Annotated in this window: 19 protein-coding genes; 10 read left to right on the top strand and 9 right to left on the bottom strand. The window is 63.9% G+C overall.

The genetic code is table 11. The annotated features are described in order from the left end of the window. Positions 1 to 5: 5 nt before the first annotated feature. Positions 6 to 1031, top strand: a complete 1026-nt coding sequence (gene htpX / locus NL532_RS05145) for a zinc metalloprotease HtpX (RefSeq protein ID WP_023726115.1) — start codon at positions 6 to 8, stop codon at positions 1029 to 1031. Further along, a complete protein-coding gene (locus NL532_RS05140) occupies positions 1022 to 2407 on the top strand; it encodes an RsmB/NOP family class I SAM-dependent RNA methyltransferase (RefSeq protein WP_023829322.1) in 1386 nt (461 codons plus the stop codon). The genes htpX and NL532_RS05140 overlap by 10 nt, the downstream gene beginning before the upstream one ends. Before the next feature lie 19 nt (positions 2408 to 2426). Here NL532_RS05140 and NL532_RS05135 read toward each other — a convergent pair whose 3' ends face one another. Further along, positions 2427 to 3344: a phytanoyl-CoA dioxygenase family protein gene (locus NL532_RS05135; RefSeq protein ID WP_245270306.1), complete on the bottom strand. Its 918-nt coding sequence runs from the start codon at positions 3342 to 3344 to the stop codon at positions 2427 to 2429. A 99-nt stretch (positions 3345 to 3443) separates the two neighbouring features. Between NL532_RS05135 and NL532_RS05130 the strand changes: the two genes are divergently transcribed. From NL532_RS05130 to purH, 3 genes are all read left to right on the top strand, one after another. Continuing rightward, a complete protein-coding gene (locus NL532_RS05130; RefSeq protein WP_502882001.1) occupies positions 3444 to 4301 on the top strand; it encodes a helix-turn-helix transcriptional regulator in 858 nt (285 codons plus the stop codon). Between the two features lie 217 nt (positions 4302 to 4518). After that, positions 4519 to 6243 (top strand): heparinase II/III family protein, encoded by a 1725-nt coding sequence (locus NL532_RS05125; RefSeq protein ID WP_023829325.1) that lies wholly within the window; start codon positions 4519 to 4521, stop codon positions 6241 to 6243. Between the two features lie 106 nt (positions 6244 to 6349). Next, on the top strand, positions 6350 to 7966 hold the full coding sequence (gene purH, locus NL532_RS05120) for a bifunctional phosphoribosylaminoimidazolecarboxamide formyltransferase/IMP cyclohydrolase (RefSeq protein ID WP_023755501.1): 1617 nt from the start codon (positions 6350 to 6352) through the stop codon (positions 7964 to 7966). Between the two features lie 44 nt (positions 7967 to 8010). Here purH and NL532_RS05115 read toward each other — a convergent pair whose 3' ends face one another. Further along, positions 8011 to 9390 (bottom strand): MFS transporter, encoded by a 1380-nt coding sequence (locus NL532_RS05115; RefSeq protein WP_031203244.1) that lies wholly within the window; start codon positions 9388 to 9390, stop codon positions 8011 to 8013. Between the two features lie 341 nt (positions 9391 to 9731). Between NL532_RS05115 and NL532_RS05110 the strand changes: the two genes are divergently transcribed. Next, positions 9732 to 10922, top strand: coding sequence for an integrase core domain-containing protein (locus NL532_RS05110; protein ID WP_023826017.1), 1191 nt, complete (start codon positions 9732 to 9734; stop codon positions 10920 to 10922). Between the two features lie 62 nt (positions 10923 to 10984). Here NL532_RS05110 and NL532_RS05105 read toward each other — a convergent pair whose 3' ends face one another. Then, positions 10985 to 15775 (bottom strand): NAD-glutamate dehydrogenase, encoded by a 4791-nt coding sequence (locus NL532_RS05105; RefSeq protein ID WP_286487919.1) that lies wholly within the window; start codon positions 15773 to 15775, stop codon positions 10985 to 10987. A 131-nt stretch (positions 15776 to 15906) separates the two neighbouring features. Between NL532_RS05105 and NL532_RS05100 the strand changes: the two genes are divergently transcribed. After that, complete coding sequence (locus tag NL532_RS05100) at positions 15907 to 16470, top strand: peroxidase-related enzyme (RefSeq protein ID WP_023681420.1); 564 nt, start codon at positions 15907 to 15909, stop codon at positions 16468 to 16470. 26 nt (positions 16471 to 16496) lie between these two features. On the opposite strand, the gene NL532_RS05095 is transcribed toward NL532_RS05100, so the two are convergent. Then, complete coding sequence (locus NL532_RS05095; RefSeq protein ID WP_023830136.1) at positions 16497 to 17108, bottom strand: LysE family translocator; 612 nt, start codon at positions 17106 to 17108, stop codon at positions 16497 to 16499. Positions 17109 to 17249: 141 nt separating this feature from the next. Here NL532_RS05095 and NL532_RS05090 point away from each other — a divergent pair, with 141 nt between their 5' ends. Both NL532_RS05090 and NL532_RS05085 read left to right on the top strand, forming a co-directional pair. Beyond that, positions 17250 to 18284 carry an L-idonate 5-dehydrogenase gene (locus NL532_RS05090; RefSeq protein WP_023830137.1) on the top strand — a complete coding sequence of 345 codons (1035 nt, stop codon included), beginning with the start codon at positions 17250 to 17252 and terminating at the stop codon, positions 18282 to 18284. Positions 18285 to 18626: 342 nt separating this feature from the next. Next, a complete protein-coding gene (locus NL532_RS05085) occupies positions 18627 to 19253 on the top strand; it encodes a DUF1062 domain-containing protein (protein WP_023830138.1) in 627 nt (208 codons plus the stop codon). A 17-nt stretch (positions 19254 to 19270) separates the two neighbouring features. Here the strand turns inward: NL532_RS05085 and NL532_RS05080 are convergent, their stop codons facing one another. The 3 genes from NL532_RS05080 to typA all read right to left on the bottom strand — a co-directional run bounded on the left by NL532_RS05080 (position 19271) and on the right by typA (position 22349). Further along, positions 19271 to 19477: a hypothetical protein gene (locus NL532_RS05080; RefSeq protein ID WP_023688850.1), complete on the bottom strand. Its 207-nt coding sequence runs from the start codon at positions 19475 to 19477 to the stop codon at positions 19271 to 19273. A 52-nt stretch (positions 19478 to 19529) separates the two neighbouring features. Beyond that, on the bottom strand, positions 19530 to 20276 hold the full coding sequence (locus tag NL532_RS05075) for a M48 family metalloprotease (protein WP_023704967.1): 747 nt from the start codon (positions 20274 to 20276) through the stop codon (positions 19530 to 19532). 243 nt (positions 20277 to 20519) lie between these two features. After that, positions 20520 to 22349, bottom strand: coding sequence for a translational GTPase TypA (gene typA / locus NL532_RS05070; protein ID WP_023681424.1), 1830 nt, complete (start codon positions 22347 to 22349; stop codon positions 20520 to 20522). A 197-nt stretch (positions 22350 to 22546) separates the two neighbouring features. Here typA and NL532_RS05065 point away from each other — a divergent pair, with 197 nt between their 5' ends. Next, positions 22547 to 22825 (top strand): hypothetical protein, encoded by a 279-nt coding sequence (locus NL532_RS05065; protein WP_023753187.1) that lies wholly within the window; start codon positions 22547 to 22549, stop codon positions 22823 to 22825. A 47-nt stretch (positions 22826 to 22872) separates the two neighbouring features. Here NL532_RS05065 and NL532_RS05060 read toward each other — a convergent pair whose 3' ends face one another. Beyond that, positions 22873 to 24447: an alkaline phosphatase D family protein gene (locus tag NL532_RS05060; RefSeq protein WP_023830139.1), complete on the bottom strand. Its 1575-nt coding sequence runs from the start codon at positions 24445 to 24447 to the stop codon at positions 22873 to 22875. A 262-nt stretch (positions 24448 to 24709) separates the two neighbouring features. Further along, positions 24710 to 25993, bottom strand: coding sequence for an MFS transporter (locus NL532_RS05055; protein ID WP_031199478.1), 1284 nt, complete (start codon positions 25991 to 25993; stop codon positions 24710 to 24712). Positions 25994 to 26017: the final 24 nt, after the last annotated feature.

The raw sequence follows: 26017 nt of genomic DNA, 5'->3' as shown, positions 1-26017 counted from the left end.
AGATGATGAGCACGCTACGCACCACCATGCTTCTGGCCGCGATGACGGCGCTGTTCATGGGCGTCGGTTTTCTGATCGGCGGCACCGGCGGCATGATGATCGCCTTCCTGGTCGCCGCGGGCACCAATCTGTTCAGCTACTGGAATGCCGACAAGATGGTGCTGTCGATGAACCACGCCGTCGAGGTCGATGCCAGGAACGCGCCCGAATTCCACGCCATCGTCGAGGCGTTGGCCAAGCAGGCCGGCCTGCCGATGCCCAAGACCTATCTGATCGACAATCCGCAGCCGAACGCCTTCGCCACCGGCCGCAATCCCGAGAACGCCGCGGTCGCGGCCTCGACCGGGCTGCTGGAGCGCCTGTCGCATGAGGAGGTGGCGGCAGTCATGGCGCATGAGCTGGCCCACATCCAGCATCGAGACACGCTGACCATGACCATTGTCGCGACACTCGCCGGCGCCATCTCGATGCTCGGCAATTTCGCCTTCTTCTTCGGCGGCAGCCGCGACAACAACAACCCGTTCGGCTTTGTCGGCGTGCTGGTGGCGATGCTGGTCGCGCCCTTCGCCGCCATGATCGTGCAGATGGCGGTCAGCCGCACCCGCGAATACGAGGCCGACCGGCGCGGCGCCGAAATCGTTGGAAATCCGCTTTGGCTGGCATCAGCGCTTGACAAGATCGCCCGCGGCGCCGAACGCATCCGCAACCCGGATGCCGAACGCAATCCCGCGACCGCGCATCTCTTCATCATCAATCCTCTTCACGGCGAGCGAATGGACAGCCTGTTTTCGACCCACCCGAACACCGACAACCGCATCGCCGCGCTGCAGGCGATGGCGCGCGACATGGCAGGCCGCCAGCCGGCGCCGCGCCAGGCGCCGACGCCAGAGCCGATCGAAGAATTGCCGGCCGATGCCGAGCAAGGTCCGTGGGGTAAGGCAGCACGCCCCACGCAGCCGACCAAACCGGCCAAGCCGAAAGCCAATCCGTGGGGCCGCAATCCGACCGGACCCAAAGGTCCGTGGTCGTGAGCGGCGCCAGACCCCGGCCCGCACATTCAGGCGTTCGCGAAAACAGCTCGGACGAATTCGTCGCCGGCCTCGCCGCGCGCAAGGCAGCGGCGCGGCTCCTGGCCGCCGTTATCGACGCCAAAACGCCGCTCGACGGGCTGACGGACCACGAGAACGGCCATCCGCAATACAAGGTGCTCGACCTGCGCGACCGCGGCCTGGTGCGCGCCATACTGGTGACCGCGCTGCGCTACCGCATGACCATTGCCGGGCTCCTCGCCCGCCGCCTTGAAAAGCCGCTGCCGCCCAACGCCACAGCGCTGTCGCACATCCTGCATGTTGCGGCGGCGCAGATCCTGTTCCTCGACATCCCCGACAGCGCCGCCGTCGATTTGGCTGTGACCCACGCCAAGTCGGACCCACGCACGCAGCGCTTTTCCGGCCTCGTCAACGGCGTGCTGCGCACTTTGGCGCGCGCCAAGGAGACCGAACTGCCTGCCGCTCTTGCCGCCACCGATGAGGCGCCAAAATGGTTCTCCGACCGGCTGAAGGCTGCCTATGGCGCCGAGATGACCAGACAGATCCTGGCGGCGCATCGCGTTGAGGCGCCGGTGGATTTCACGGTCAAGGCCGATCCCGAATTGTGGGCCGAAAAGCTCGGCGGCATCGTGCTGCCGACCGGCACGGTGCGAGTGGAAAAGCTCAGCGCCTCCGTCACCGAACTGCCGGGCTTCAGCGAAGGCGCATGGTGGGTCCAGGACGCCGCCGCCAGTTTTCCGGCCCGGCTGTTCGGCGATGTCAAAGGATTACGCGTCGCCGACCTCTGCGCCGCCCCCGGCGGCAAGACCGCTCAGCTTATCCTTGCCGGCGCCAAAGTCACCGCCTTGGACACCTCGAAGAACCGGCTGGCGCGGCTGACGCAGAACCTCGAACGGCTTGGGCTGTCCGCCGAGATCGTGCAGGCCGATCTGCTGAAATACCAGCCGGCGGAGCTTTTCGACGCCGTCCTGCTCGACGCGCCCTGCTCTTCCACAGGCACGGTTCGGCGCCACCCCGACGTGCCATGGACCAAGACGGCAGCCGACGTCGAAAAGCTAGCCGATCTGCAAGCAAAGCTGCTCCCCCGCGCCGTCACTTTGGTCAAACCGGGCGGTCGGATTGTTTTTTCCAACTGTTCGCTGGACCCGATCGAAGGCGAGGATCTGTATCGCGTCTTTCTGGCCGGCAACAAAACCGTCGCCGACGATCCACTGCAGCCCGGCGAAATCGCCGGCATCGACGCCTTCCTGACCCCGCAAGGCACGCTGCGCACCACACCCGCCGATCTTGACCGTGGTTCGCCAGGGGTTTCCGGCCTGGACGGCTTCTTTGCCGCCCGCATGCGACGTCTGGCCTGACTCCGACGCGACGACATGCCTAAAGCATGTCGTCCAAGGACCAGTGCTTCCCCCACCTTGCATCGATCTCATCATCGACATTCTGGTAGCGGATATCGGTGGAGAGCCGGATACGCCCCTCCGCACTCTGGTTGGTTGTCGAGGCGTGGATCATGTAGGGCGAGTGGAGGACGACATCGCCGGCCTCGAAATCCGCGATCAGCCAGCGTGTATCGAACCGCTCCGCCATGTCGGGCAGGTCCTTCGACACCCAGCCGCCCTCGCTCATGTTCCGGTTGTAGGCGCTGATGCGCTCCTGCGGGCTCAGCCCGGCATTGTCCCTAGCGAACCGGGCCTCCATGTCGAGGCCGATGGCGTGCGATCCCTCGAGATAGACCAGGCCGCCCATGTCGACGGGAACGTCGCCGATCGGGATCCAGGCAGTGACGATGCGGCTGGTGCCGCCGCGCAGATAGACGAGATCGTAATGCGCCGGCGTCGCCACTGTGGTGCCCGGTTGGGTGAAACGCATGATCTTGCGCTTGTGCAAATAGGACAGCCCGCCGACGAACGCATCCATCAGCCGCGCCATCAGGGGCTGTGCGCAGAACCCTTCATAGGCGGTGGAGCGAACCAGCGCCATCAACCGGCGATCGGCGAGCTGACGGTCGAACGTGCCGGCGGCCGCCGCCAGGCCAAGCGCGGGATCGGACCCGGGCTGCAGCAAGCCGGTGTCGGCCAGATATGAAAACACCCAGCCGCGAAAATCGATGACGTCGCGGCGCGGCAGCATACTTTTCAGCCAGACATAGCCTTGCTCGGCAAGGAGGCCGCGAATGGCATCGATGCCGATCCCGGCGTCGGTTGGCACGAGATGACCCAACCGGTTCGGCGCCATCGATAATGTCTTGCCGTTGGCGTTCAGATCGATTGACGCAACAGGACTCCGTCGTTGCATGCCACCTGTTGAGCTTGACATTTCAGCCACCTGCGATTTTCCATCCTTAGCTGGAAATGCCATACTGTTTGCACACTCGCCCATGGACGGAACGAAGCCATGGACTTTTCGCTCATGAACGATCTCTCTTACGCACTCTACAGATCCGCACCGGCCGCGGCCGGCGGCCTGTCGGTTACAGGGATTGGTCGGCATCGCGTCACGCAGGCGATCCAAGCGCGCAAATTGCCGGAATTCGCCGTGGTGCTGATTGAGAACGGTCAAGGCTGGCTTGAAACCAGGACTGCCGGCATGCAGACGATCCAAGCGCCGGCCCTGTTCTGGCTGCTTCCCGGGAGGATGCATTCCTACGGCCCGGACGCATCGGGCTGGCTCGAACGCTGGGCACTCTTCGACGGGGCCTTGATACGCGATTTCACCCGGCTGCGGCTCATCGCCGAGGACGCCCCTGTCGTCCCCTTGCGCGACCTCGGCAAAATGCAGCGGCTGTTCGACAGGCTGCATGGTGAGCTGTCGCTCGATACGATGCTGAGCCAGGCAGAAGCCGCCGCCACGATGCATCGCATCGTCGTGCGTGCTGCCCGCCAGGCAATCGATTGGAACAACCGTCAACGAAACCCCAGCCTCCAGGATGCCGCCGACATGCAGCCCATCGTCGACGAATTGCGCCGCTGCGCGTGCGACTCGGTGGATCTCGATGCCTTCGCCGCGAAATTCTCGATGTCGCCGGCAACCTTGCGGCGCAGATTTGCGCGGGCAGCCGGCATGTCGCCCAAGGCCTTCCAACTGCGCACGAGGCTCGACCGCGCCAAACAGATGCTGGCCGCCTCCGATTCGCCCATCGAGTCCATTGCGGCCGCCGTCGGCATCCACGACGCCTTCTATTTCTCCCGTCTGTTTCGCGACCGGGAAAACTGTTCGCCCAGCGAATTTCGGTCTCGCCACAACCGCAAGTGAGTGCCGGATTGCCGGGCTTAAACCCGCGAAGCGCTTGACTTTTTTCGGGGCGGGTCGGTGGCCGGCAGCGTGAGGCGCTTCACGTCGGCGGAATTCGACTTCGCATAAGTTCTTGAATCATATAAGCTTGTGCTGGGGTACCGGAACATGATGCCGAAACCTGCGACGCGGTTTTCGGACGACAGCATGCTCTATCTCCAGGCGACGAGGAGGGGTTTTGGCACTGGCTGCCGGCAACACGACACGTCTGTGGACGCTTGTCGCTAAGGAGTTTTGGCGCAAGACGCGCCGGCGCCTTCGCGCAGGGCCAGTCTATCGCTGGCGCTATTCCGGGCGCACGCCCGAACGCGTCCTGATTGCACCGCCCGACCTCAGGCTCGCCGATCCGCAGATCGCGCTCGAGATCTATTATGGCCGCTATCCGCTGTCGGGACACCTCGTCGAGACCGGCGGCAAATCGCCATTCCAGATCGATGTCGCCAATCGCGGCTGGGTGAAGACGCTGCACGGTTTCCGTTGGCTGCGCCATATGCGCGCCGCCGGCACCGAGCTGGCCGCCGCCAATGCACGCGCGCTTGTCTCCGACTGGATCGCCATGCATGGCAACCAGATTTCCGGCATAGCCTGGGAGCCCGGCACCACAGCCAAGCGAGTCATTGCCTGGTTGCAACACTCCTCGGTTGTCCTACAAGGGGCCGAATTTCCGTTCTATCGCGCCTTCCTGAAATCGCTCGCCGTGCAGATCCGCTATCTCCGCTCGATGGCGCGCGAGATGCCGGACGGCAAGGACAGGCTGCGCGCTCGTATCGCGCTTGCCTTCGCCGCGCTGTCGCTGCCGGCGCCGGCCTCGGCACTGCGCGGCGCCACCCGCAACCTGGCGGAAGAACTCGACCGCCAGATCCTTCCCGACGGCGGCCATATTTCGCGCAACCCGATGGCGGTTCTCGAACTGCTCGCCGATCTCCTGCCGCTGCGCCAGACCTATGCCAATCAGGCCGAAACGCCACCGGCAGCCCTGATGGGCGCCATCGACCGCATGCTGCCGGCGCTGCGCTTCTTCCGCCATCAGGATGGCAGCCTGGCCCGCTTCAACGGCATGGGCGCCACCATCCACGACCGCATTGCCACCATCTTGCGCCACGACGACACCGCCGGCGCGCCGCTGCTGCACGCGCCGCATTCCGGCTATGAGCGGCTGTGTATGGGCGGCGTCACGGTGATTGCCGATACCGGCCCGTCGCCGGCCGTCGATGTGTCCAACGCCGCGCATGCCGGGTGCCTGGCCTTCGAACTCTCGTCCGGTCGCCAGCATTATATCGTCAATGCCGGCATCGACACCTATGGCGCTGCCGAGTTCCGGCCGCTGGCCCGTGCCACTGCGGCGCATTCGACCGCCACCATCAACGACACCTCGTCGGCGCGGTTTTCCCATTCGCTGCGCGTCAACGACCTGCTCGGCTCACCCTTGCTCGGCGGCCCGCAGCATGTGCCTTGCAAGCGCATCGACCAGAAGGGCGCGCAAGGCTTCATCGCCCGCCATGACGGCTATGTGCAGCGCTTCGGCTTCCTGCATGAGCGCGAGCTGAAACTGTCGAGCGAGGGCAATGTGCTCGCCGGCAGGGATCGCTTCCTCCGTCCGGGCGGTGCGGCGATCCGCAACAATGGCCGCGACTTCGTCGTGGTGCGCTTCCACATCCACCCTGACATCAACCTTTTGCAGGACGAGCATGACCGCCTGGTGCTGACCGCCGACCAAGCCGACACCTGGGTGTTCACCTGCACCGAAGTGGTGCCGGAGGTCGAGGAATCGATCTATTTCGCCGGCCTTGGCGGCCCGCGCCGCAGCCGCCAGATCGTGCTCGCCTTCAAGGCCTCGGAGATCGCCGAGGTGCATTGGCAGCTCACGCGCACCGGCATCGCCGGCTATCCCGAGAACAGCTGAGCGTCGTTGCCGGCGCCGGCTTGATCGAGCTTCCGGCTTGATTTCCTGACCTCATGTGCTACGGCCCGGCAACGCTCTCCAATCAGCCCTGAAAGGCCGCCAGCCCATGGCCGTCTCCGCCAAGAACATTCCGGCACCCGACCTCGTTCCGGTCCGCCGCGCCCTGCTTTCCGTCTTCGACAAGACCGGCCTGATCGACTTCGCCAAAGGGCTGGTCGCGGCCGGCGTCGAGCTGGTCTCGACCGGAGGCACGGCAAAGGCGATCGCCGAGGCGGGGCTGGCGGTGCGTGACGTCTCGGAACTGACCGGCTTTCCCGAGATCATGGACGGCCGCGTCAAGACGCTGCACCCGTCGGTGCACGGCGCGCTGCTCGGCGTGCGCGACGATCCCGAACACGCCAAGGCGATGCACGATCACGGTATCGAGTCGATCGATCTGCTCGTCTGCAATCTCTACCCGTTCGAGGAGGTCCGCCGCTCCGGCGCCGACTATGCCGCTGTTGTCGAGAACATCGACATTGGCGGCCCGGCGATGATCCGCGCCTCGGCCAAGAACCATGCCTATGTCGCCATCGTCACCGATCCCGGCGATTATGCCTCGGTGCTGAACGCGCTGGAGATGAACATCGGCTCGCTGTCGCTGGATTTCCGCCAGAAGCTGGCGGCAAAGGCCTTTGCCCGCACCGCCAGCTACGATGCGGCGATCTCCGGCTGGTTCGCCGAAACGCTGGAGATCGAGCATCCGACCTGGCGCGCCTTCGGGGGCAGGCTGGAAAGTGTCATGCGATATGGCGAGAACCCGCATCAGAGCGCCGGCTTCTATGTCAATGGCGACAAGCGGCCGGGGGTCGCCACGGCTCGCCAGTTGCAGGGCAAGCAGCTGTCCTACAACAACATCAACGACACCGATGCCGCCTTCGAGCTGGTGGGCGAGTTCGATCCCAACCGCTGCGCCGCCGTTGCCATCATCAAGCACGCCAACCCGTGCGGCGTCGCCGAGGACGCTTCGCTGGCTGCTGCCTATGCGAGAGCGCTGGCCTGCGACCCGGTTTCGGCCTTTGGCGGTATCGTTGCCATGAACCGCATCCTCGATGCCGAAGCGGCGCAGGAGATCGTAAAAACCTTCACCGAGGTGATCATCGCGCCGAACGCTTCGGAGGACGCTGTCCGCATCATCGCCGCCAAAAAGAATTTGCGACTGCTGGTCACCGGCGGTCTGCCCGATCCGCACGCCGGCGGCATCACTGTGAAATCCGTCGCTGGCGGCATGCTCGTCCAAGGCCGCGACAACGCGGTGGTCGACGATTTCGAACTGAAGGTGGTGACCAGGCGCGCGCCGACGGCGGCCGAGATGGCCGACCTCAAATTCGCTTTCCGCATCGCCAAGCACGTCAAGTCGAACGCCATCGTTTACGCCAAGGACGGCGCCACGGTCGGCATCGGCGCCGGCCAGATGAGCCGCGTCGATTCCTCGCGCATCGCCGCACGCAAGGCGCTCGACGCGGCGGAAGCAGCTGGCCTCGCGGAGCCGTTGACCAAGGGCTCGGTGGTCGCCTCCGACGCTTTCTTCCCTTTCGCCGACGGGCTCATATCCGCGATCGAAGCCGGCGCCACGGCGGTGATCCAGCCCGGCGGCTCGATGCGCGACGACGACGTTATCGCCGCTGCCGACGCGCATGGCATCGCCATGTTGTTTACCGGCGTGAGGCATTTCAGGCATTGAGCGCCTCTGCCTTTTCCCACAAGGGGAGAAGGAAAAGTGCGTCGCTATTCCACCGGCTGATCCGCCGGGTACGGCGTCCAGGTCAATATCGCGATCCCAACGCCCAGGAACAGCACGATGGCCGCCATGCCGAGCCGCGCCGAGCCGCTGGCGAGCGTGATCGACGCCACCATGAACGGCGCCAGGAAACTCGTCGCCCTTCCGGCCAGCGCATAGATGCCGAAATAGCGGCCGGATTCGGCCGCGGTCACGCTGCGCGCCATGTAGGAGCGTGACGACGCCTGCACCGGTCCGAACGCCAGCCCGATCAACAGGCCATAGAAAATGTAGGCCTTTTCCGCCGCCGTGCCGAACAGGCCGCCACTATCGGCTCCCGGTATCATCCAGGCGCCGAACAGCGTGTAGCCTGGCCCGGTCGAAACGATGCCGATGGTGGCGATGCTGAGCAGGACGAGCGAAATCATCACGATGGTCTTGGAGCCAAGCGCGGTGTCCAGCCATGCGGCAACCAGGCAGCCGACGATGGCGACGACGTTGAGAATAATGCCGAACATGCCGATCTCGGTGATCGACCAGTGGAACATCGCTGCCGCAAATGTGCCGCCCAAAGCGAGCAGCGCATTGACGCCGTCCTGATAAATCATGCGGGCGACAAGGAAGCGGAAGATGCCTTTGCGCCGGCGCACTTCAGTCAGCGTCGACTTCAGTTCCGACAGCCCCTCGCGCACCGCGGGCCCGATCGGAATCCCCTTGATGGCGTCCGGCGTAAAGAAGAACATCGGCAGGATGAACAGGAAATACCAGCCAGCCGACAGCGGCCCGGTGGCGCGCGCGTCCTCGCCGAGTTTCGGGTCGAGTCCAAAGAGCGGGTCGATGCCGATGATCGTCTTGCCGGTCTCCGGCGAACCCGCAAGACAGGCGACAACAAAGATCAGCGCGATCATGCCGCCGAGATAACCAAGTCCCCAGGCAATGTTGGAGACGTGGCCGATCTCGCTCTTCGGCACCAGGCGCGGCATCATCGAATCGTTGAACACGGTCGAGAATTCCGCCGCGACCGAAGCGAGAGAAAAGAACAGCACCACCAGGAAAAGGTTCGAGCCGGGAGCGGCGAACCATAGCAGGCAAAGGCTGATGATCTTGATCGAGGCGAAGAACGCAATCCACGGTTTGCGCGGCCCGGTCTGGTCGGCAATCGAGCCGAGGATGGGAGACAGCACGGCAATGACCAGGCCCGCAACAGCGATGCCGTAGCCCCAGGCCGCCTGGCCTGAGACCGGATCGCTCGCCATGCGCGAGACGAAATAAGGCCCGAAGATGAAGGTGGTGACGACGGTGAAAAACGGCTGCGCCGCCCAGTCGAAGAACATCCACCCCCAGATGCCACGCCCGGATGCCCGCTGCGCTGTTTCTACTGCCGCCATGATGATTCCCTCGGACACCGCGCTTGTCGGACGCCATGTCTGCATGTTTCGAATGCTCATGCAAACCGCCAAAGATTCGCGCTGCCCCTCACCTGGATGTCGCCGCTGTCTACCTGCATAGAGACGCGAAGAAAGGCGCCGCGCCCCTACCTCCCCCTTGTGGGGAGGTCGGACCGAAGGTCCGGGTGGGGGTCGGTGCCGCACCCCCACCCCGCTGCTTCGCAGCGACCCTCCCCACAAGGGGGAGGGTAAGTCCCGAGCCTTGTCCGAACCGGATAGATAGGTAACAGAATGGACCGATAGCATGGGTGACAGTTTTCTTGTCCGCCGGAGGACCGGCGATGGTTTGGCGAGAGACTGGCATCATGGACGAGCGGCTACGGTTTGTTGTGGAGTGTCTTTCTGGGGATGAGACGATGGTTGCGCTTTGTGCGGCCTACGGGATCTCACGCAAGAACGGCTACAAATGGCTAGGACGCTATCGGACGTTTGGGCCTGAGGGTTTGCACGACCTGCCGCGAGCCCCGCTCAATCATGGCCGTGCGACAGCTCAGGATCTGGTTGAGCGGATTGTGGCGGCCAAGGAGCTGCATCCGCTCTGGGGTCCAAAGAAGATCGTGGCACGGCTCAGGCGCACGGCTCCCGAGTTCATGTGGCCTTCAGCCTCGACGGTCGGCGCGATCCTTGCGCGGCATGGGCTTGTCCGCGCCCGCAAGCGACCCCGCCTGCGGGCCTGCGGCAATGGACCCTGGCCACAGCCGCAAGAACCGAACGCGGTGTGGACTGGCGATCACAAGGGCTGGTTCCGGACCCGCGACGGCTGGCGTTGCGAACCCTTGACGGTGATGGATGCGTCGAGCCGCTATCTTCTGGCGCTCGAAGCGACGGGGTCGACGGCCGATAGCGAAGCCTGGCCGGTGTTCGAACGGCTGTTTGAAGAGCATGGCCTGCCGGATCGCTTCAGAAGCGACAATGGCCCGCCCTTCGCATCGGCCGGCGTCACCGGGCTGACGCCGCTTGTCGTGCGCTTCATCAAGCTCGGCATCACCCTGGAGCGGATCGCACCCGGCAGGCCACAGCAGAACGGACGTCACGAGCGCTTTCACCTGACCATGCTGCCGATGGCCGAGGCACCGGAAGCCGACCGAACGGCACAGGGCCAGGCCTTCGAGACCTTCCGCCACAGCTACAATGAGGAACGTCCCCATGAGGCGCTGGGCATGGATACGCCCGCCCAGCACTACCGGTCCTCACAGCGCGCCATGCCCAGGACACCACCCGAGCCCGTCTATCCGGCCGAGGCCTCGGTCCGCCGCGTGCGCCACAATGGCGAGATCCGATGGAATGGCGGCTTCATATATGTCTCGCAAGCGCTGGCGGGCGAACCGGTCGCTGCGTTGGAGACCGAAGACGGACAATGGACACTCTCATTCCATGCCCACCCGCTCGGCATCATCGACACACGGCACATGAAGCTTGTCCGCCGCAGCGCCGCGCCAACCAATCCGCTTGGCGCTGCGGCGGACGCATAGGGGAGAGAAGTGTCACCTATGTATCCGGTTCAAAGTGTTACCCATCTATCGGCTGGACAGCCTCACATCCCCGTCAGATCGCTCATCAGCCCCGAAGCCACCGACAGCCTGGACACGGTGATATCCCCGCCTTCGGTCAGCGCCTGCAGCCGCTCGCGAATGCGCGCCACGCGCTCGCCGCCGGCTTCCAGCCAGGCCGCCACAGGATCCGCCGTCCCGGCATGGCCGGCGAGAGCCGCCACCGCGATGCCGCGCCGCGCCGCGCCGATCGTGTCGGTGGCGCGCGACAGCGCCAGCTGGTCGTAATAGTCCGACGGCGTGATAGAACGCGCCGCCTCTTCGACGCGCGGAATGCGGAAGGCATCGCTGACGGCGAAGAACGCCTTGGCCGAGGCGACGACGTCGGCATTGGCCGTGCGCGCCGTCAGTGCGATGTCGGGGATCAGTCCCGCCACATCGGCCATTGCCAGCTGCCCGGCGAGCTTTTCCGGGGCGCCGGCCTTGAAGAGGCCGTGCCGCTGCTCCTCGACCCGCTCGCGCGAGAAGGCCGGTAGCAGCGAGAGCAGCTTCGGCTCCAGCGCCATGCGCGCCTCTTGCAGTTCGGCAATGCGCTGGCCGAGCGCTGCGGTGCCGGCATCGTTCTTCAGATACCAGCCGCTGGTCACGAAGATAAGCCGGCTAACGGACTGGTAGAGATCGAGCTGCGCCTGGCCGTCGATGTGGCTGTCCAGCGCATCGATCTCCCGATAGAGCGCCGGCAACGCGAAGCCGTCGCGCACCACGGCGAAGGTGCGCACCACGTCGGCCGCGCTGCGCCCCGTGGCTTCCTGCAGCCGGTTGACGAATGACGGTCCGCCGCGATTGACGAGATCGTTGGCGACGACGCGGGCGATGATTTCGCGGCGCAGCCGGTGGCCATGGATCTCGGCCGCATATTTCTTCGCCATCCGGTCAGGGAAATAGCCCATCAGATCGCGGTCGAAATGCGCGTCGTCAGGCACGTCGCTGGCGACGATGTCGGAAAACAGCACGATCTTGGCATAGGCGAGCAGCACGCCAAGCTCCGCCCGGGTCAGCGGCTCGCCACGCGCCTCGCGCTCGGCAAGGGCGGCCGGCGACGGCAGCGTCTCGACAGCGCGGTCGAGCAGGCCCCGAGCCTCCAGCGCCGCCATGAACCGGCTCTGGTGCGCGATGTCGGCAAGGCCGCGCTTGCGGGCGATGGAAAGCGCCAGCGTCTGTTCGTAATTGTTGGACAGCACGAGGCCGGCGACCTCGTCGGTCATCTCGGCCAGCAGCTTGTTGCGCGCCGGCCGGGTCAGCGATCCCTTGCGCATGGCGGACGCCAGCGCGATCTTGATGTTGACCTCGACGTCGGAGCAGTTGACGCCGCCGGAATTGTCGATGGCATCGGAGTTGCAGCGACCGCCATTCATGCCGAATTCGATGCGGGCACGCTGCGTGACGCCGAGATTGGCGCCCTCACCGATCACTTTGGCCCGCAAATCGAGCGCGGTGATGCGGATGGCGTCATTGGCGCGGTCGCCGACTTCGGCATTGGTTTCGCCCGAGGCCCGTAAATACGTGCCGATGCCGCCGAACCACAGAAGGTCGACGTTCGCCTTGAGGATGGCGGTCATGATCTCGGCCGGTGTCGCGGTGGTCTTGGCGAGGCCAATCGCCGCCGCCGCTGCCGCAGGCAGCGTGATCGACTTCTGGCTGCGCGAGACGATGACGCCGCCTTCCGACAGTTTGGTCTTGTCATAGTCCTGCCAGGACGAACGCGGCAGCGCGAACATGCGCTCGCGCTCGGCCATCGACGCCACTCTGTCTGGATCGGGATCGATGAAGATGTCGCGATGGTCGAAGGCGGCGATCAGCCTGGTCTGCGGCGACAGCAGCATGCCGTTGCCGAACACGTCGCCCGACATGTCGCCGACGCCGACGACGGTGAAGGGGGTGGCCTGGATGTCGCAGTTGATCTCGCGGAAATGCCGCTTGACCGCTTCCCAGGCGCCTTTGGCGGTGATGCCCATCTTCTTGTGGTCGTAACCGGCCGAGCCGCCGCTGGCGAAGGCGTCGTCGAGCCAGAAGCCGTGGCTTTCGCTGATGGCGTTGGCGGTGTCGGAAAAGGTCGCCGTGCCCTTGTCGGCGGCGACGACGAAATAGGGATCGTCGGGGTCGCGCCTGACAACGCCGGCCGGCGGGATGACACCGTCCAGCCCGATATTGTCGGTAATCGACAACAGGCTGGAAACGAAATTCTTGTAGGCCGAGGTGCCGGCCTCGAAGATGGCGTCGCGGACGGCGCTCATCGGCAGCTTCTTCGGATAGAAGCCGCCCTTGGCGCCGACCGGCACGATGACGGCGTTCTTGACCTGCTGCGCCTTGACCAGGCCGAGCACCTCGGTGCGGTAATCCTGGGCGCGGTCCGACCAGCGCAGGCCGCCGCGCGCAACCGGGCCGAAGCGCAGATGCACGCCTTCGACCTCGGAACCGTAGACGAAGATCTCGCGCCACGGCCGCGGCGCCGGCAATCCTTCGACCGCTTGCGAGTCCAGCTTGATCGCCAGTGACTGGCCCCGCGCCTTCGTTCCCGCAACGAAATGATTGGTGCGCAACGAGGCTTCGATCAGGTTGAGATAGCGGCGGATGATGGTGTCGTCATCAATGTTAGGGACTTCCTCCAGCGCGTCCTTGATCTTGGCCTTGAGGTGCTTGGCGGCGATGACGCCTTCCGTCTCGGCGGTCGGGCCGAGACGAGCGACGAACAGTGCATGCAGGCCGCGCGCAATGTCGGGATAGCGGTTGAGCGCGGCCGCGATGAAATCCTGGCTCTGCGGGATACCGGCTTGCTGCAGGTAGCGGCCATAGGCGCGCAGAATGCTGACTTCGCCCGACCACAGGCCGGCGGTCTGGGCAAGCCCGTTATAGCTGTCATTGTCGATGTCGCCGCGCCAGACCGACAGGAACGCGTCCTCGAACAGCGCGCCGCCATCGCTGAGGTCGATCGGCTTGCCGTAGCTGTTCTCCAGCTCCATGTCGTGGACGAAGACGGTGTCGCCGCCGTCCTCGCCAACCTCGAAGGTGCGCTCGCTGATGACGCGGAAGCCGATGTTTTCCAGCACCGGCACGCGACGCGACAGCGCTACCGGGCTGCCGTGGTGGTAGATCTTCAGCGCTGCCTGATGCGGTTTCTGCTCGGCATGGCGGTAATAGTCGATGGCGATCGGGTTGGCGGTGCTGATGCCGGCGATGCGCCCCGCATCCTTCAGCGCGATGGCCGCGCTGAAGGAATCGCGATAGCTCTCAGGCAGACGCGCGGCGATCGCCTTCAGCGATGGATCGCCGCCGACGGCTTCCGCGGCTTCGGCCAGCGCGTCGTCCCAGGTTCGCACGATATCGCGGATCGCCGCTTCGATCGCCGCCTGCTCGACCTTCGGCGTCTTGCCGCCCGAGCGGCCGATGATGAAATGCACACGCGCCAGCCCGCCCTCCGGAAACGCCGGATAATAAGCCGACAAACGGCCCTCGAAGACGGTCTTGAGATAGGTGCCGATCTTCTCGCGCACGACGCTGTCATAGCGGTCGCGCGGCACGAAGACGAGGATCGAGACGAAGCGGTCGAACTGGTCGGCGCGCACCAGCGCCCGCACCCGCGGCCGCTCGACCAGGCCGAGAATGGCCGCGGCGTGCTTCTTCAGGATCGGCACCGGCACCTGGAACAGTTCGTCGCGCGGATAGCTCTCCAGAACGTTGATCAGTGCCTTGCCGGAATGGTCGTGCCGGTCGAAGCCGGACTTGGCGATGATGGTCTCGGCCTTTGATCTCAGATACGGGATTTTCATCACCGAGCGCGTGTAGGCAGTCGAGGTGAACAGGCCGACCATGCGCAACTCGCCGGCAAGCGTGCCCTTGGCGGTGTAGGTTTTGACGCCGATATAATCGAGATAAATGCGGCGGTGCACCAGCGACTTGGCGTTGGCCTTGGTAACGATCAGCGGCTCCGGCCCATGCAGGAAGGCGCGGATTTCGGGCGTCGTCGTCACCGCCTCGGTGCCGCGCCGGAGCACCAGCACATCCGGGTCGGCGAGGATGCCGAGACCGGGCTTGTCGGCGCGCTCCAGATTGCCGCTCTCCGCGCCGCCGGAATATTTGAACTCGCGCATGCCAAGGAAAGTGAAATTGTCGTCGCGCAGCCATTCAAGGAAGGCGATGGCCTCGGCAACGCTCTTCTTGTCGAGCGGCACGGCGGAATAGCGGAATTCGGAAATCGCCTGATCGAGACGGGCGAGCATCGGCTTCCAGTCGCTGACGGCGGCGCGCACCTGGTTGAGCATCTTGCGCAGGCGGTCGGCCAGCGCGTCGGCCTGCTCCGCCGTCAGGCGCGGAATATGGACATGGACGACGCTCAGGCGGTCGTGATTGCCATCGTCCTTGAGGGCGCTGCCGTCGCCGAGGATCTCGTCGACGCCGGCCTTGCCGTGACGCACGACGATGACCGGATGGGTGACCAAAGTCGGTTCGCCGGCAGTTTCTGTGATCTCGCCGAGGATCGAATCGAACAGGAACGGCATGTTGTCGTTGACGACGGTGATGATCGTCATCGGGCGGCCCTCGCGGGAGACGCCCGACCCGGCATCGACGGCGACGACACTTTGGCCCTTCTTGTGGGCGGCGACCGCACGTCCTGCCAGGTCGGCGGCGCGCTCCAGGTCGGCGGCGTCATAGGCGGCAATGTCTTCGGCCGGCGCGCGGGCCAGCAGATAGTCGGCGAGCCTGGCCGGCTTCCCGTCGGGTTTCACCCCGGCAGTGGCTGTTTTCTTCGGCTTAGCTGCGGATTTCACGCTCGCCATGTTGTCCTCCCGTCACATGCTTTTACGACTATGGTAGCAGATGACCGCTGTTTGGCGACAAAGGTTTGACGGCTCGATAAGAATTACAGGAATTCGACGGTCAGGCGGCGGTGAACCTGGAGGGAGACCCCATGTCCGGCAAAATCAGCGCACTTGACCTCGGTATCGCGGAACTGAGCGAGGCGACAAAAGCCTATTTCGCCAAATGCGAGGAAAAGCTCGGCTTGGTTCCCAACGTGCTTCTTGCCTATGCCTTCGACGAGAAGAAGCTGCGCGCCTTTACCGACACCTACAATGATCTGATGCTGGGTGAATCCGGCCTGTCGAAGCTGGAACGGGAGATGATCGCGGTCGTCGTTTCCTCGATCAATCACTGCTATTATTGCCTGACCGCGCATGGCGCGGCGGTGCGCCAGCTCTCCGGCGACCCGGCTCTCGGCGAGATGATGGTGATGAACTTCCGCGCTGCCAATCTTTCACCGAAACAGACGGCGATGCTCGAATTCGCCGTCAAGCTGACGGAAGAGCCGGCAAAGATCGTCGAGGCGGACAGGGAAGCACTGCGCAACGCCGGCTTCACCAACCGCGACATCTGGGACATCGCCTCGACCGCCGCCTTCTTCAACATGTCGAACCGCGTGGCGGCGGCCATCGACATGCGGCCGAACGACGAATACCACGCCATGGCGAGGTGAAAGTTTCCTTCTCCTCGTAGGAGAGGTCAACGCGCCGCGATGGCCCCGGCAGCGCCGGCCATCGTCGTGGCGCTGATTCGGTTGGCGATCTTCATGGCGCGCCTGCTTTTGAGCAGCTTGCGCGCCTGTGAGGCCGCGACGACCCAGGCGAGATCGATGGCGATCAGAACCACCGCCATCGTCGCCGTCAGTTCGACCCAGCCGATGACACTCACCGAAGCGAGGTCGATGATCGTAGGCAGCAGCGCCAGATAGAACATCATGATCTTGGGATTGCCGAGCGTCACCGCCATGCCGGCGAAGAAGAGCTTGAGCGGCGAATCCTCACGCGGCATCTCGCCTTCCCTGGCCTCGACCGGCGCCGTCCACATCTTCCAGGCGAGGTAAGCGAGGTAGGCGACGCCCACCCATTTCACGACGACGAAGGCGAAATGAAACGCCTGCGCCACGACCGCCAGCCCGAACACCGCCAGCGACAGCCAGATGGCCTCGCCGATCCACATGGCGAGCAGGAACGGAAACACGTCACGAAAGCCCTTCGAGATGACGCGGGCAACCAGTGCGGCGATCGATGGGCCGGGCGAGCCGGCGGCAACGAAGAGAGCGGCGGCGAAGATCAGCAGCGAGGTGAGGTGCATGGCGGAGCCTTCGAGCGTTGGATGGCAAATGATATCCGGTCGGCGTCAATTTGGCACCCCTCTGCCTGATGGGCCAACGAACGCGACACATTTCGGAGATCGGACTTGCCCGTGCCAGCGGTTTGAGAAAGGATCGCGGCCGTGAAATCAATCGTCATCCACGCCGCAAAAGACCTGCGCATCGAAGAGACCGATTCGGGCGCGCCTGGCGCCGGACAGGTCGAAATATCGGTCGAGGCCGGCGGCATCTGCGGCTCGGACCTGCACTACTACAACCATGGCGGCTTCGGCGTGGTGCGCCTGCGCGAGCCGATGATCCTCGGACATGAGGTCGCCGGCACGGTGAAGGCGCTTGGCGCCGGCGTCTCCAGCCTCGTGGTCGGCGACCGCGTCGCGATTTCGCCCAGCCGGCCCTGCAATGCGTGCCGCTACTGCCTGCAGGGCGTGCAGAACCAATGCCTCGACATGCGATTCTACGGCAGCGCCATGCCGATGCCGCACATACAGGGGGCCTTCCGCCAGCGCCTCGTCGCCGAGGCTTGGCAGTGCCACAAGATCGCCGACTATGTCTCCATCAACGAAGCCGCCTTTGCCGAGCCGTTCGCGGTAACGCTGCATGCCGTCAACCGCGCCGGCTCGCTGCTCGGCAAGCGGGTCTTGGTCACGGGCTGCGGGCCGATCGGTGCGCTCAGCATCCTTGCCGCACGTGTCCACGGCGCGCGTGAGATCGTCGTCACCGATGTCATGGACGCGGTTCTGGCCAAGGCCAACGAGATCGGCGCCGACCGCACCATCAATGTCGCCACAGATGCCGACAAGCTCGCTGGCTACAATGTCGAGAAGGGCAGTTTCGACGTCATGTTCGAATGCTCCGGCAATGAGCGCGCGGTGCGAGCCGGGCTCGATGTGCTGAAGCCGCGCGGGGTGCTCGTGCAGCTCGGCCTAGGCGGCGACATGTCGCTGCCTCAGAATCTCATCGTCGCCAAGGAGATCGAAATGCGCGGCTCCTTCCGTTTCCACGACGAGTTCGCGCTGGCCGTCGATCTGATCAACAACCGTCGCGTCGACGTCAAGCCGCTGCTGACCGGCATCTATCCGATGGACGAGGCGGTTGCGGCCTTCGAGATCGCCGGCGACCGCAACAAATCGATGAAGGTACAGATCGCCTTCGCCTGAGCATGGCGAGACACCCGCTATTAACCTTGCCCGCTCGGCATCTTGCCGCTAGAAGAGCCGTCCCGACATCCATTTCGAGCTTCATTTTGCCTCAGTAACCGCCGGTCTCGCCAACTCCCCTGATCACGCTTGGCAGGGCGCCGCATTAAGCGGTGCCTGCTCCATTTCACGTGTTCCTCAGGCGGCGGTTCGAGACCGGTTTGGCACTGCTGAACCGTTGTCGCGCGCTTTGCCGCCCGTGACAGCTGATTTCCGACATAGCTAGCTCTCGCCACGCCGTGCCCGCATGGGCATCTCGCCATTGCCGACCTGAAGAACTTCCACACTGGAAGGTCTTCCGGCTTGTCCCAACATCTCGCTATCCACTGGGCAATCGCGCCCGAAATCGCACCTCGACCCCTGATCCACTGCAACCGCTGCGGCGCCGTGAAAGCCTATCGCTGCAGCGACAAATTCCGCGTCAACGCCAATGGCAAACGCATTGATGTCTGGCTGATCTATCGCTGCATCGACTGCGACAATTCGTGGAATTTCGGCATTTTCGAACGCTGCAACCGCCGCGACATCGAACCCGCGCTGCTGGCAGCGCTCGAAAGCAACGATCCGGCCCTCGCCCGCCGCCATGCCTTCGATGTCGTGGCTTTGCGAAACCGGGTCGGCCGCGTCGAGGAGTTTCCCGATGTCGCCGTTCACAAACACCGGCTCGGCGGCGAAGGCCGACCCGCAGCCGCGCTTGAAATCAGGCTTGGGCTGGAAATGCCGACATCGCTGCGGCTCGACCGTCTGCTCGCCGGCGAACTCGGCATCTCGCGGTCGCGGCTTCAGGCACTGGAGGAGAAGCTGGTGTTGACCGTCTTTCCGGAGGGAGCCAAGGCTTTGCGCAAGCCGGCTCGCGAGGGGACGACCATCCGCATCGACCTAGCCGGCGAAGCGGATCGCGAAGTCATCATCTCGGCGGCCGGAGGATGAGCCGCTGCGGCCAGGGGTTAATCGCTCTCTTCAGAGGTCGAAGCGATCAAACCCTTGGCCGCTTCGAGATCGCTGTCGGCGACCTGCACATGGGTCAGGCTTTGCCCGCTCGTATCGAGATGCGCCGAAAATGCATAAATCCCGTAGGCTTGAAGCATCGATATGCAGACCGCGGCCTCGGGCCGATTGTCGAATACCGCAGCCGTGACCAGTTTGTCGCTCATTGCGCGCCCTTAAGCTGCACCGACCACCTTGGCCGACCTTTCGAAACGCATCCTATACGGCTTCCAACTCCTTGGCATTTTTCCGTCGTTCAGACGCGCCAAGGAACCGCAGAGGAAAAGTAAGCATCCATAGATTGGGATGTGCCCTGCGCATCATTTTCCATGCGTAGCGGTCTGCCTGCTTTTCCTGATCGGGGTCTTGTCCCATTTCGACATGCTGCAGCGCATGGTGGCCTATTTCGTGATAGAGCGTTTTCTCGATCATGAATCTGCGAAATGCGTTGCCAATCCAATGTTTGGATGGGCGTCGCCAGACAATCTCGATGACCGATACTGTCTGGAGGTAAGTGCCGGCGAACTCGGGTTCGGGGATTTCCGGGATTATATAGATTCGCGAAATGCCAATCAGATCGGCTGCAGGTACATTTGCAAGCCAGTGGCCAATGTGCCGCGCCGCCTCCAAACCACTGTCGAGCTTGCCATGCTCCAGAACAGTGATGTCGCCAACTGAAGACCGCAGCCAGTCGTCCATCGCAAAGCGAACGATGCTGCGGAGCGCAGCGCGCATAAGGGGAGTTATCGGTCCTGCAAGCGAATCCGAAATATATCGTCGAGATGCATCTTCGTTAATATCGTGCAGGGCAGTAGCGAGGCCCGCCACAACCGTTGAAACTTCGCGATGGGAAACCTTACCCAGATCGATCTTTGCCAGCTCATACTCGATCGCCGGCAGTGCCGCGTTGCCAAATCCAACAAGCTTTTTGTGGGCTGCGAGCCTTCGCCGCGTGTCGTCTTGCATAAGACTCCGCACGAAATCCCGAACGGCATTTCGCACACCCGTTTCCTCGCCTCCACCCACAGCTAGCATACCGTGCGGAGGAGTGAGAGGAACGAGAATATCATGACACTGTGAGCTTCCGCTGTGGTCCTTTGAAGAGACACCGCTGGGCTGGCTGGGCGCCAGGCTGCTCCCAGTGGGAAGCCTGTCCCATTCGGCGAGACGATGGGTTGGGTCGTCCCCATCTCGCCAAAACAAAAACCGTTACGCCGCGCCGACCACTTTGGCCGACTTCTCGAAGCGCTTGCGCTCGTTCGGGTCGAGATAGAGCTTGCGCAGGCGGATGGTCTTCGGCGTCACCTCGACCAGCTCGTCGTCCTGGATCCAGGCCAGCGCGCGCTCCAGCGTCATGCGGATCGGCGGCGTCAGCTTCACCGCCTCGTCCTTGCCGGCGGCGCGGATGTTGGTCAGCTTCTTGCCCTTCAGCACGTTCACTTCGAGGTCGTTGTCACGGCTATGGATGCCGATGATCATGCCCTGATAGACCTTGACGCCCGGGTCGATGACCATCGGGCCGCGGTCTTCGAGGTTCCACATGGCATAGGCCACTGCCTCGCCCTGTTCGTTGGAGATCAGCACGCCGTTGGTGCGGCCCGGCAGTTCGCCCTTGTAGGGCTGGTAGGCGTGGAACAGCCGGTTCATCACGGCGGTGCCGCGCGTGTCGGTCAACAGTTCCGACTGGTAGCCGATCAGTCCGCGCGTCGGCGCGTGGAAGACGATGCGCTGACGGTTGCCGCCCGAAGGCCGCAGCTCGACCATCTCGGCCTTGCGCTCCGACATCTTCTGCACGACGATGCCGGCGTGCTCCTCGTCGACGTCGATGACGACTTCCTCGACCGGCTCCAGCAATTCACCGTTCTCGCCCTTCTGCATGACGACGCGCGGACGCGACACGGCGATTTCAAAGCCTTCGCGGCGCATCGTCTCGATCAGCACGGCCAGCTGCAATTCGCCGCGGCCGGAAACGAAGAACGAATCCTTGTCGGGCGATTCCTCGATCTTGAGCGCGACATTGCCTTCGGCTTCGCGCAGCAGGCGGTCGCGGATGACGCGGCTGGTCACCTTGTCGCCTTCAGTGCCGGCGAGCGGCGAATCGTTGACCAGGAAAGACATGGTCACGGTTGGCGGATCGATCGGTTGCGCATGCAACGCCTCGGTCACCGCCAGGTCGCAGAACGTGTCGGCGACGGTGCCTTTGGACAGGCCGGCAATGGCGACGATGTCACCCGCCTGCGCCTCTTCGATCGGCTGGCGCTCGAGGCCACGGAACGCGAGGATCTTGGAGATGCGCCCGGTTTCGATCTGCGTGCCGTCATGGTGGAGCACCTTGACCGCCTGGTTGGACTTCAGCGTGCCGCTCTCGATACGGCCGGTAATGATGCGGCCGAGGAACGGATTGGCTTCCAGGATGGTGCCGATCATGCGGAACGGGCCGGGATGAACGGTCGGCTCCGGCACATGCTTGATGACGAGGTCGAACAGCGGCGCCAGGCCCTGGTCCTTCGGGCCTTCCGGATTTTCCGAGACCCAGCCATCGCGGCCAGAACCGTAGAGGATCGGGAAGTCGAGCTGCTCGTCGGTGGCGTCAAGCGCTGCAAACAGGTCGAACACCTCGTTGACCACTTCGACGTGGCGGGCGTCCGGACGGTCGATCTTGTTGATGACGACGATCGGCTTCAGGCCGACCTTGAGCGCCTTGCCGACGACGAACTTGGTCTGCGGCATCGGGCCTTCGGCCGCGTCGACCAGCACGATCGCCGAATCCACCATCGACAGGATGCGCTCGACCTCACCTCCGAAATCGGCGTGGCCGGGGGTGTCTACGATGTTGATGCGGGTGTCCTTCCAGTCGACCGAGGTCGCCTTGGCCAGGATGGTGATGCCGCGTTCCTTTTCGAGGTCGTTGGAATCCATGGCGCGCTCGGCGACGCGCTGATTGTCGCGGAAGGAACCGGATTGCCGCAGCAATTGGTCGACGAGGGTGGTTTTTCCATGGTCGACGTGCGCGATGATCGCGATATTACGAATTTTCATTTTGTGGTCTCGGGAGCGTTGCAGGCAGCAGGCCAAAAGGCGCCGCCTCTTTCGGTTGCGCGGCTCATACAGGGTTTTTCGCAATTGCGAAAGAGGAGGCGCACCACCAAATACTCATCAAATCTTAAGCATCTCGGTGTGAGATGGTTTTGTTAACCAAGGCGGGAACCTTTCTGGGCCCGGGTAGTTCGAAATTCATGACCGACAAACTCAACCGATTTTGGCCCCTCATCGCTTCGGTCGCATTCGCTGCCGTGCTGGCGGCCAATGCCGCTCAATCGGCCGCCACGGTGAAGGAAGCCAATCCGGCTTCGTCGTCCGACCGGACGGCCGAGCAGATGTTTGCCGACGCCCCTGATGGCGTCGACCCCGTGGTCACCGGCCCGGTCAGCGCCTCTTTCAAGCAGAGGCAGCAGGTTGCAGGCTGCGACAGCGCGGTGTGGCCGAAGATTCCGACGGTTTGCTACCCGGACTGACGGCTGCCCATTCCAGGCATAGCGATCCTTCGCACCGACCCAAAGGCTTACGCCGACCGCACCGGATCGAGCGTCACCTTGTAAAGCTCGATGTCGTCGCGATCCATCAGCCGCACGGTCAGCTGCTCTGTCGCCCCTGAAATGTCCACCAGGCCAAAGAACTGCAGGCCGGCCGAGGGTGGCAGGTTCTGGCCCTGTTCGGTGGTCGGCGCCTTGATGAATTTCAGCTCCGGGCCGAAGGTCATGTCGAAATCATTGGGACCGAAGGTACCGGCGTGGATCGGGCCCGAGACGAATTCCCAGAAAGGATTGAAATCCTGGAACCGCGCCTTGTCGGGGTTGTAATAGTGCGCCGCCGTGTAGTGGACATCGGCGGTCAACCAGACCGTGTTGGTGATGCCGGCAGTCTTGATGTAGCGCAACAGGTCGGCGATCTCGAGCTCGCGGCCTTTGGGCAGGCCATTGTCGCCATTGCTGATGGCTTCCGCGCCGACCTTCTTGGCGCCGTCGTCCCAGACGACGAGGCCGAGCGGCATGTCGGCGGCAATGATCTTCCAGGTCGCCCTGGAATTCGTCAGCTCGCGCTTCAGCCATTTCGTCTGCTGTTCGCCCAGCATGCGTGACTGCGGCGTCATGTCCTCCTGCATGTCGGGGCCGTTCGGGCCGCGATAGGAGCGCATGTCGAGGAAGAACACGTCGAGCAGCGGCCCATGCGCGATCTTGCGGTAGACGCGGCCGGGCTCGGACGGCTCGTAGCGGATCGTCGTCATCTCATGGAAGGCGCGCGCCGCACGCGCCGCGAGCACATGGACGGATTTTTCGGTGTAGCGGCTGTCGGCGCCGAGATTCTTCGAATCCGACCAGTTGTTCAGCACCTCGTGATCGTCCCACTGGTAGAAGGTCGGGCAGATGGCGCTCAAGGCCAGAACGTTTTTGTCCATCATGTTGTATTTCCACTGGTCGCGGTACTCATCCAGCGTCTCGGCCACCTTGCGCTTGCCGTCGATCAGGACGACGTTTTTCCACTTGCCGCCGCCAGGCAGGTCTACCTCGTCCTTCATGGCGCCATCGGCATAGATGGTGTCGCCGGAATGCAGGAAGAAATCCGGCGTGTGCCTGGCGATGGTGGCGTAGGTTTTCATGCCGGTCTCATCGATTCCCCAGCCCTGGCCGGCCGTGTCGCCCGACCAGGCGAATTTTATGTCGCGCTTCGAGGCGGGTGCTGTGCGGAAACGGCCGACGATCGGTTCGGAAACGGCGTTGATATCCGACAGGTCGGCGGCAGTCATCCGGTAGAAGATATCCTGGTCGGAGGCGAGGTCGGTGAGCAGGCGCTTGACCGTGAAGTCGCTGGCCGGCGAGGTATCGAGCGGCGCCAGCCGCGTCGCATTGGCGAAGTTTTCCGTCGACGACACTTCGAACATGACGCGCGAAGGCCGGTCGGTGCGCGTCCACACCATGCCGCTCGAGGCATCGACATCGCCGGACTGGACGCCATGGGTGAAGGCCGGGCGCTGGCTGGCGCGCGAATAATAGGGCAAAGCGAGCCCCGATGCGCCGAGCAGACCGGCGGCGCTGGCAGAGGTGACGAAAGCGCGGCGGGTCAACGAGATCTTGTTCATGGCTGTCTCCTGATGGCTTCGAACGGTGCCAGCAAGCTCCAGCTTCAATGCTTCAGCCACATCTCGGGAAGATGAAACTTTGATAACAATCGACAGGTGATCTCCGCCCTTGAGGGGGGAGATGTCGCCGAAGGCGACAGAAGGGGGTCGCCTCGCTTGGAGCGCCGACCTCCTATGCGCAAGAGGCTGAGTCCGGTCGCACGGACCCCTCTGGCCGCTTCGCGGCCATCTCCCCCCTGAGGGGGGAGATTAGTACCGCGCCTTACGCCGCTTGCGGCTCCGGATCGAAAGCCGGCCTGCTCGTATTGATCAGCAGCGACAGACACGCAGCCACGATCGCCGTCAAGCCGGCGATCAGGAAGGCCAGTTCGTAATTGCCCTGCAATTCGCGCATGGTGCCGCCGAAGGCAGCGGCGGTGGCGGCCCCCACCTGGTGGCCGGCGACGATCCAGCCGAACACGATCGGGCCGCTGCGGTCGCCGAAGGCCTCGTTGGCGAGCCTGAGCGTCGGCGGCACGGTGGCGATCCAGTCCAGACCGTAGAGCACGGCGAAGATGATCAGGCTGGTCGCCGAGAAGCCGGAATAGGGCAGATAGATCAGCGCCAGGCCGCGAATGCCGTAGTAGACGCCGAGCAGCTTGCGCGGGTCGAAACGGTCGGTGAGCCAACCCGACAAAGTCGTGCCGATCAGGTCGAAAATGCCCATCAGCGACAACAGGCCCGCGGCCTGCACCTCGGGGATGCCCATGTCGCCGCAGAAGGAGATCAGATGCGTGCCGACCAGCCCGTTGGTGGTGAAACCGCAGATGAAGAACGTGGCGAACAGATACCAGAAGACGCGGGTGCCGGCAGCGCGGCGCAGCGTGTTGAGCGTATGCGCCAGGAAATTGCCTTGCGATGCCGGCGACACCGGCGGCACGTCATCCGCCCCGGCGCCATAGCGCACCATGCCGATCGAAGCGGGACGCTCCGGAACCAACAGCCAGACCAGCGGCAGAAGACAGGCAGTGGCGATCGAGACGGCGGTAGCGACGGGCTGCCAGCCGCCCGACTGGGCGAGCGATGCCAGCAGCGGCAGGAACACCAAGAGGCCGGTGGCGCTGGAGGCCGACATCAGCCCCATCACCAAGCCGCGATTGGTCTTGAACCAGCGGTTGACGATGGTGGCGCCGAGCACGGTGGCGACCGCGCCGGAGCCGATACCTGAAAACACGCCCCAGGTGAGGAACAGATGCCATGGCTCGGTCATCAGCAGGCTGAGCGCGGTCGAGCCCGACATGATCACAAGCGAGGCAAGCAGCGTGCGGCGCAAGCCGATACGCTCCATCAATGCGGCGGCAAACGGCCCGGTCAGGCCGTAAAGGAAGATGCCGATCGCGGCGGCAATCGAAACCGTATCGCGCCCCCAGCCGAAGCTTTTATCCAACGGCAGCATCATCACCGAGGGTGCGGAACGAAGCCCGGCCGCGATCAACAAGCAGAGGAAGATGACGCCAACCACGACGAAAGCGTAGCGCTGGCCAAAGGGACGAGATTGAGCTATCATGTTACTGACCGGTACGTTGCAGGG

This window comes from Mesorhizobium sp. C120A, assembly GCF_030323105.1.
Taxonomy (GTDB): Bacteria; Pseudomonadota; Alphaproteobacteria; order Rhizobiales; family Rhizobiaceae; genus Mesorhizobium.
The sequence above is the reverse complement of the archived record's forward strand: the minus strand, read 5'-3'. Positions and strand labels throughout refer to the sequence as shown.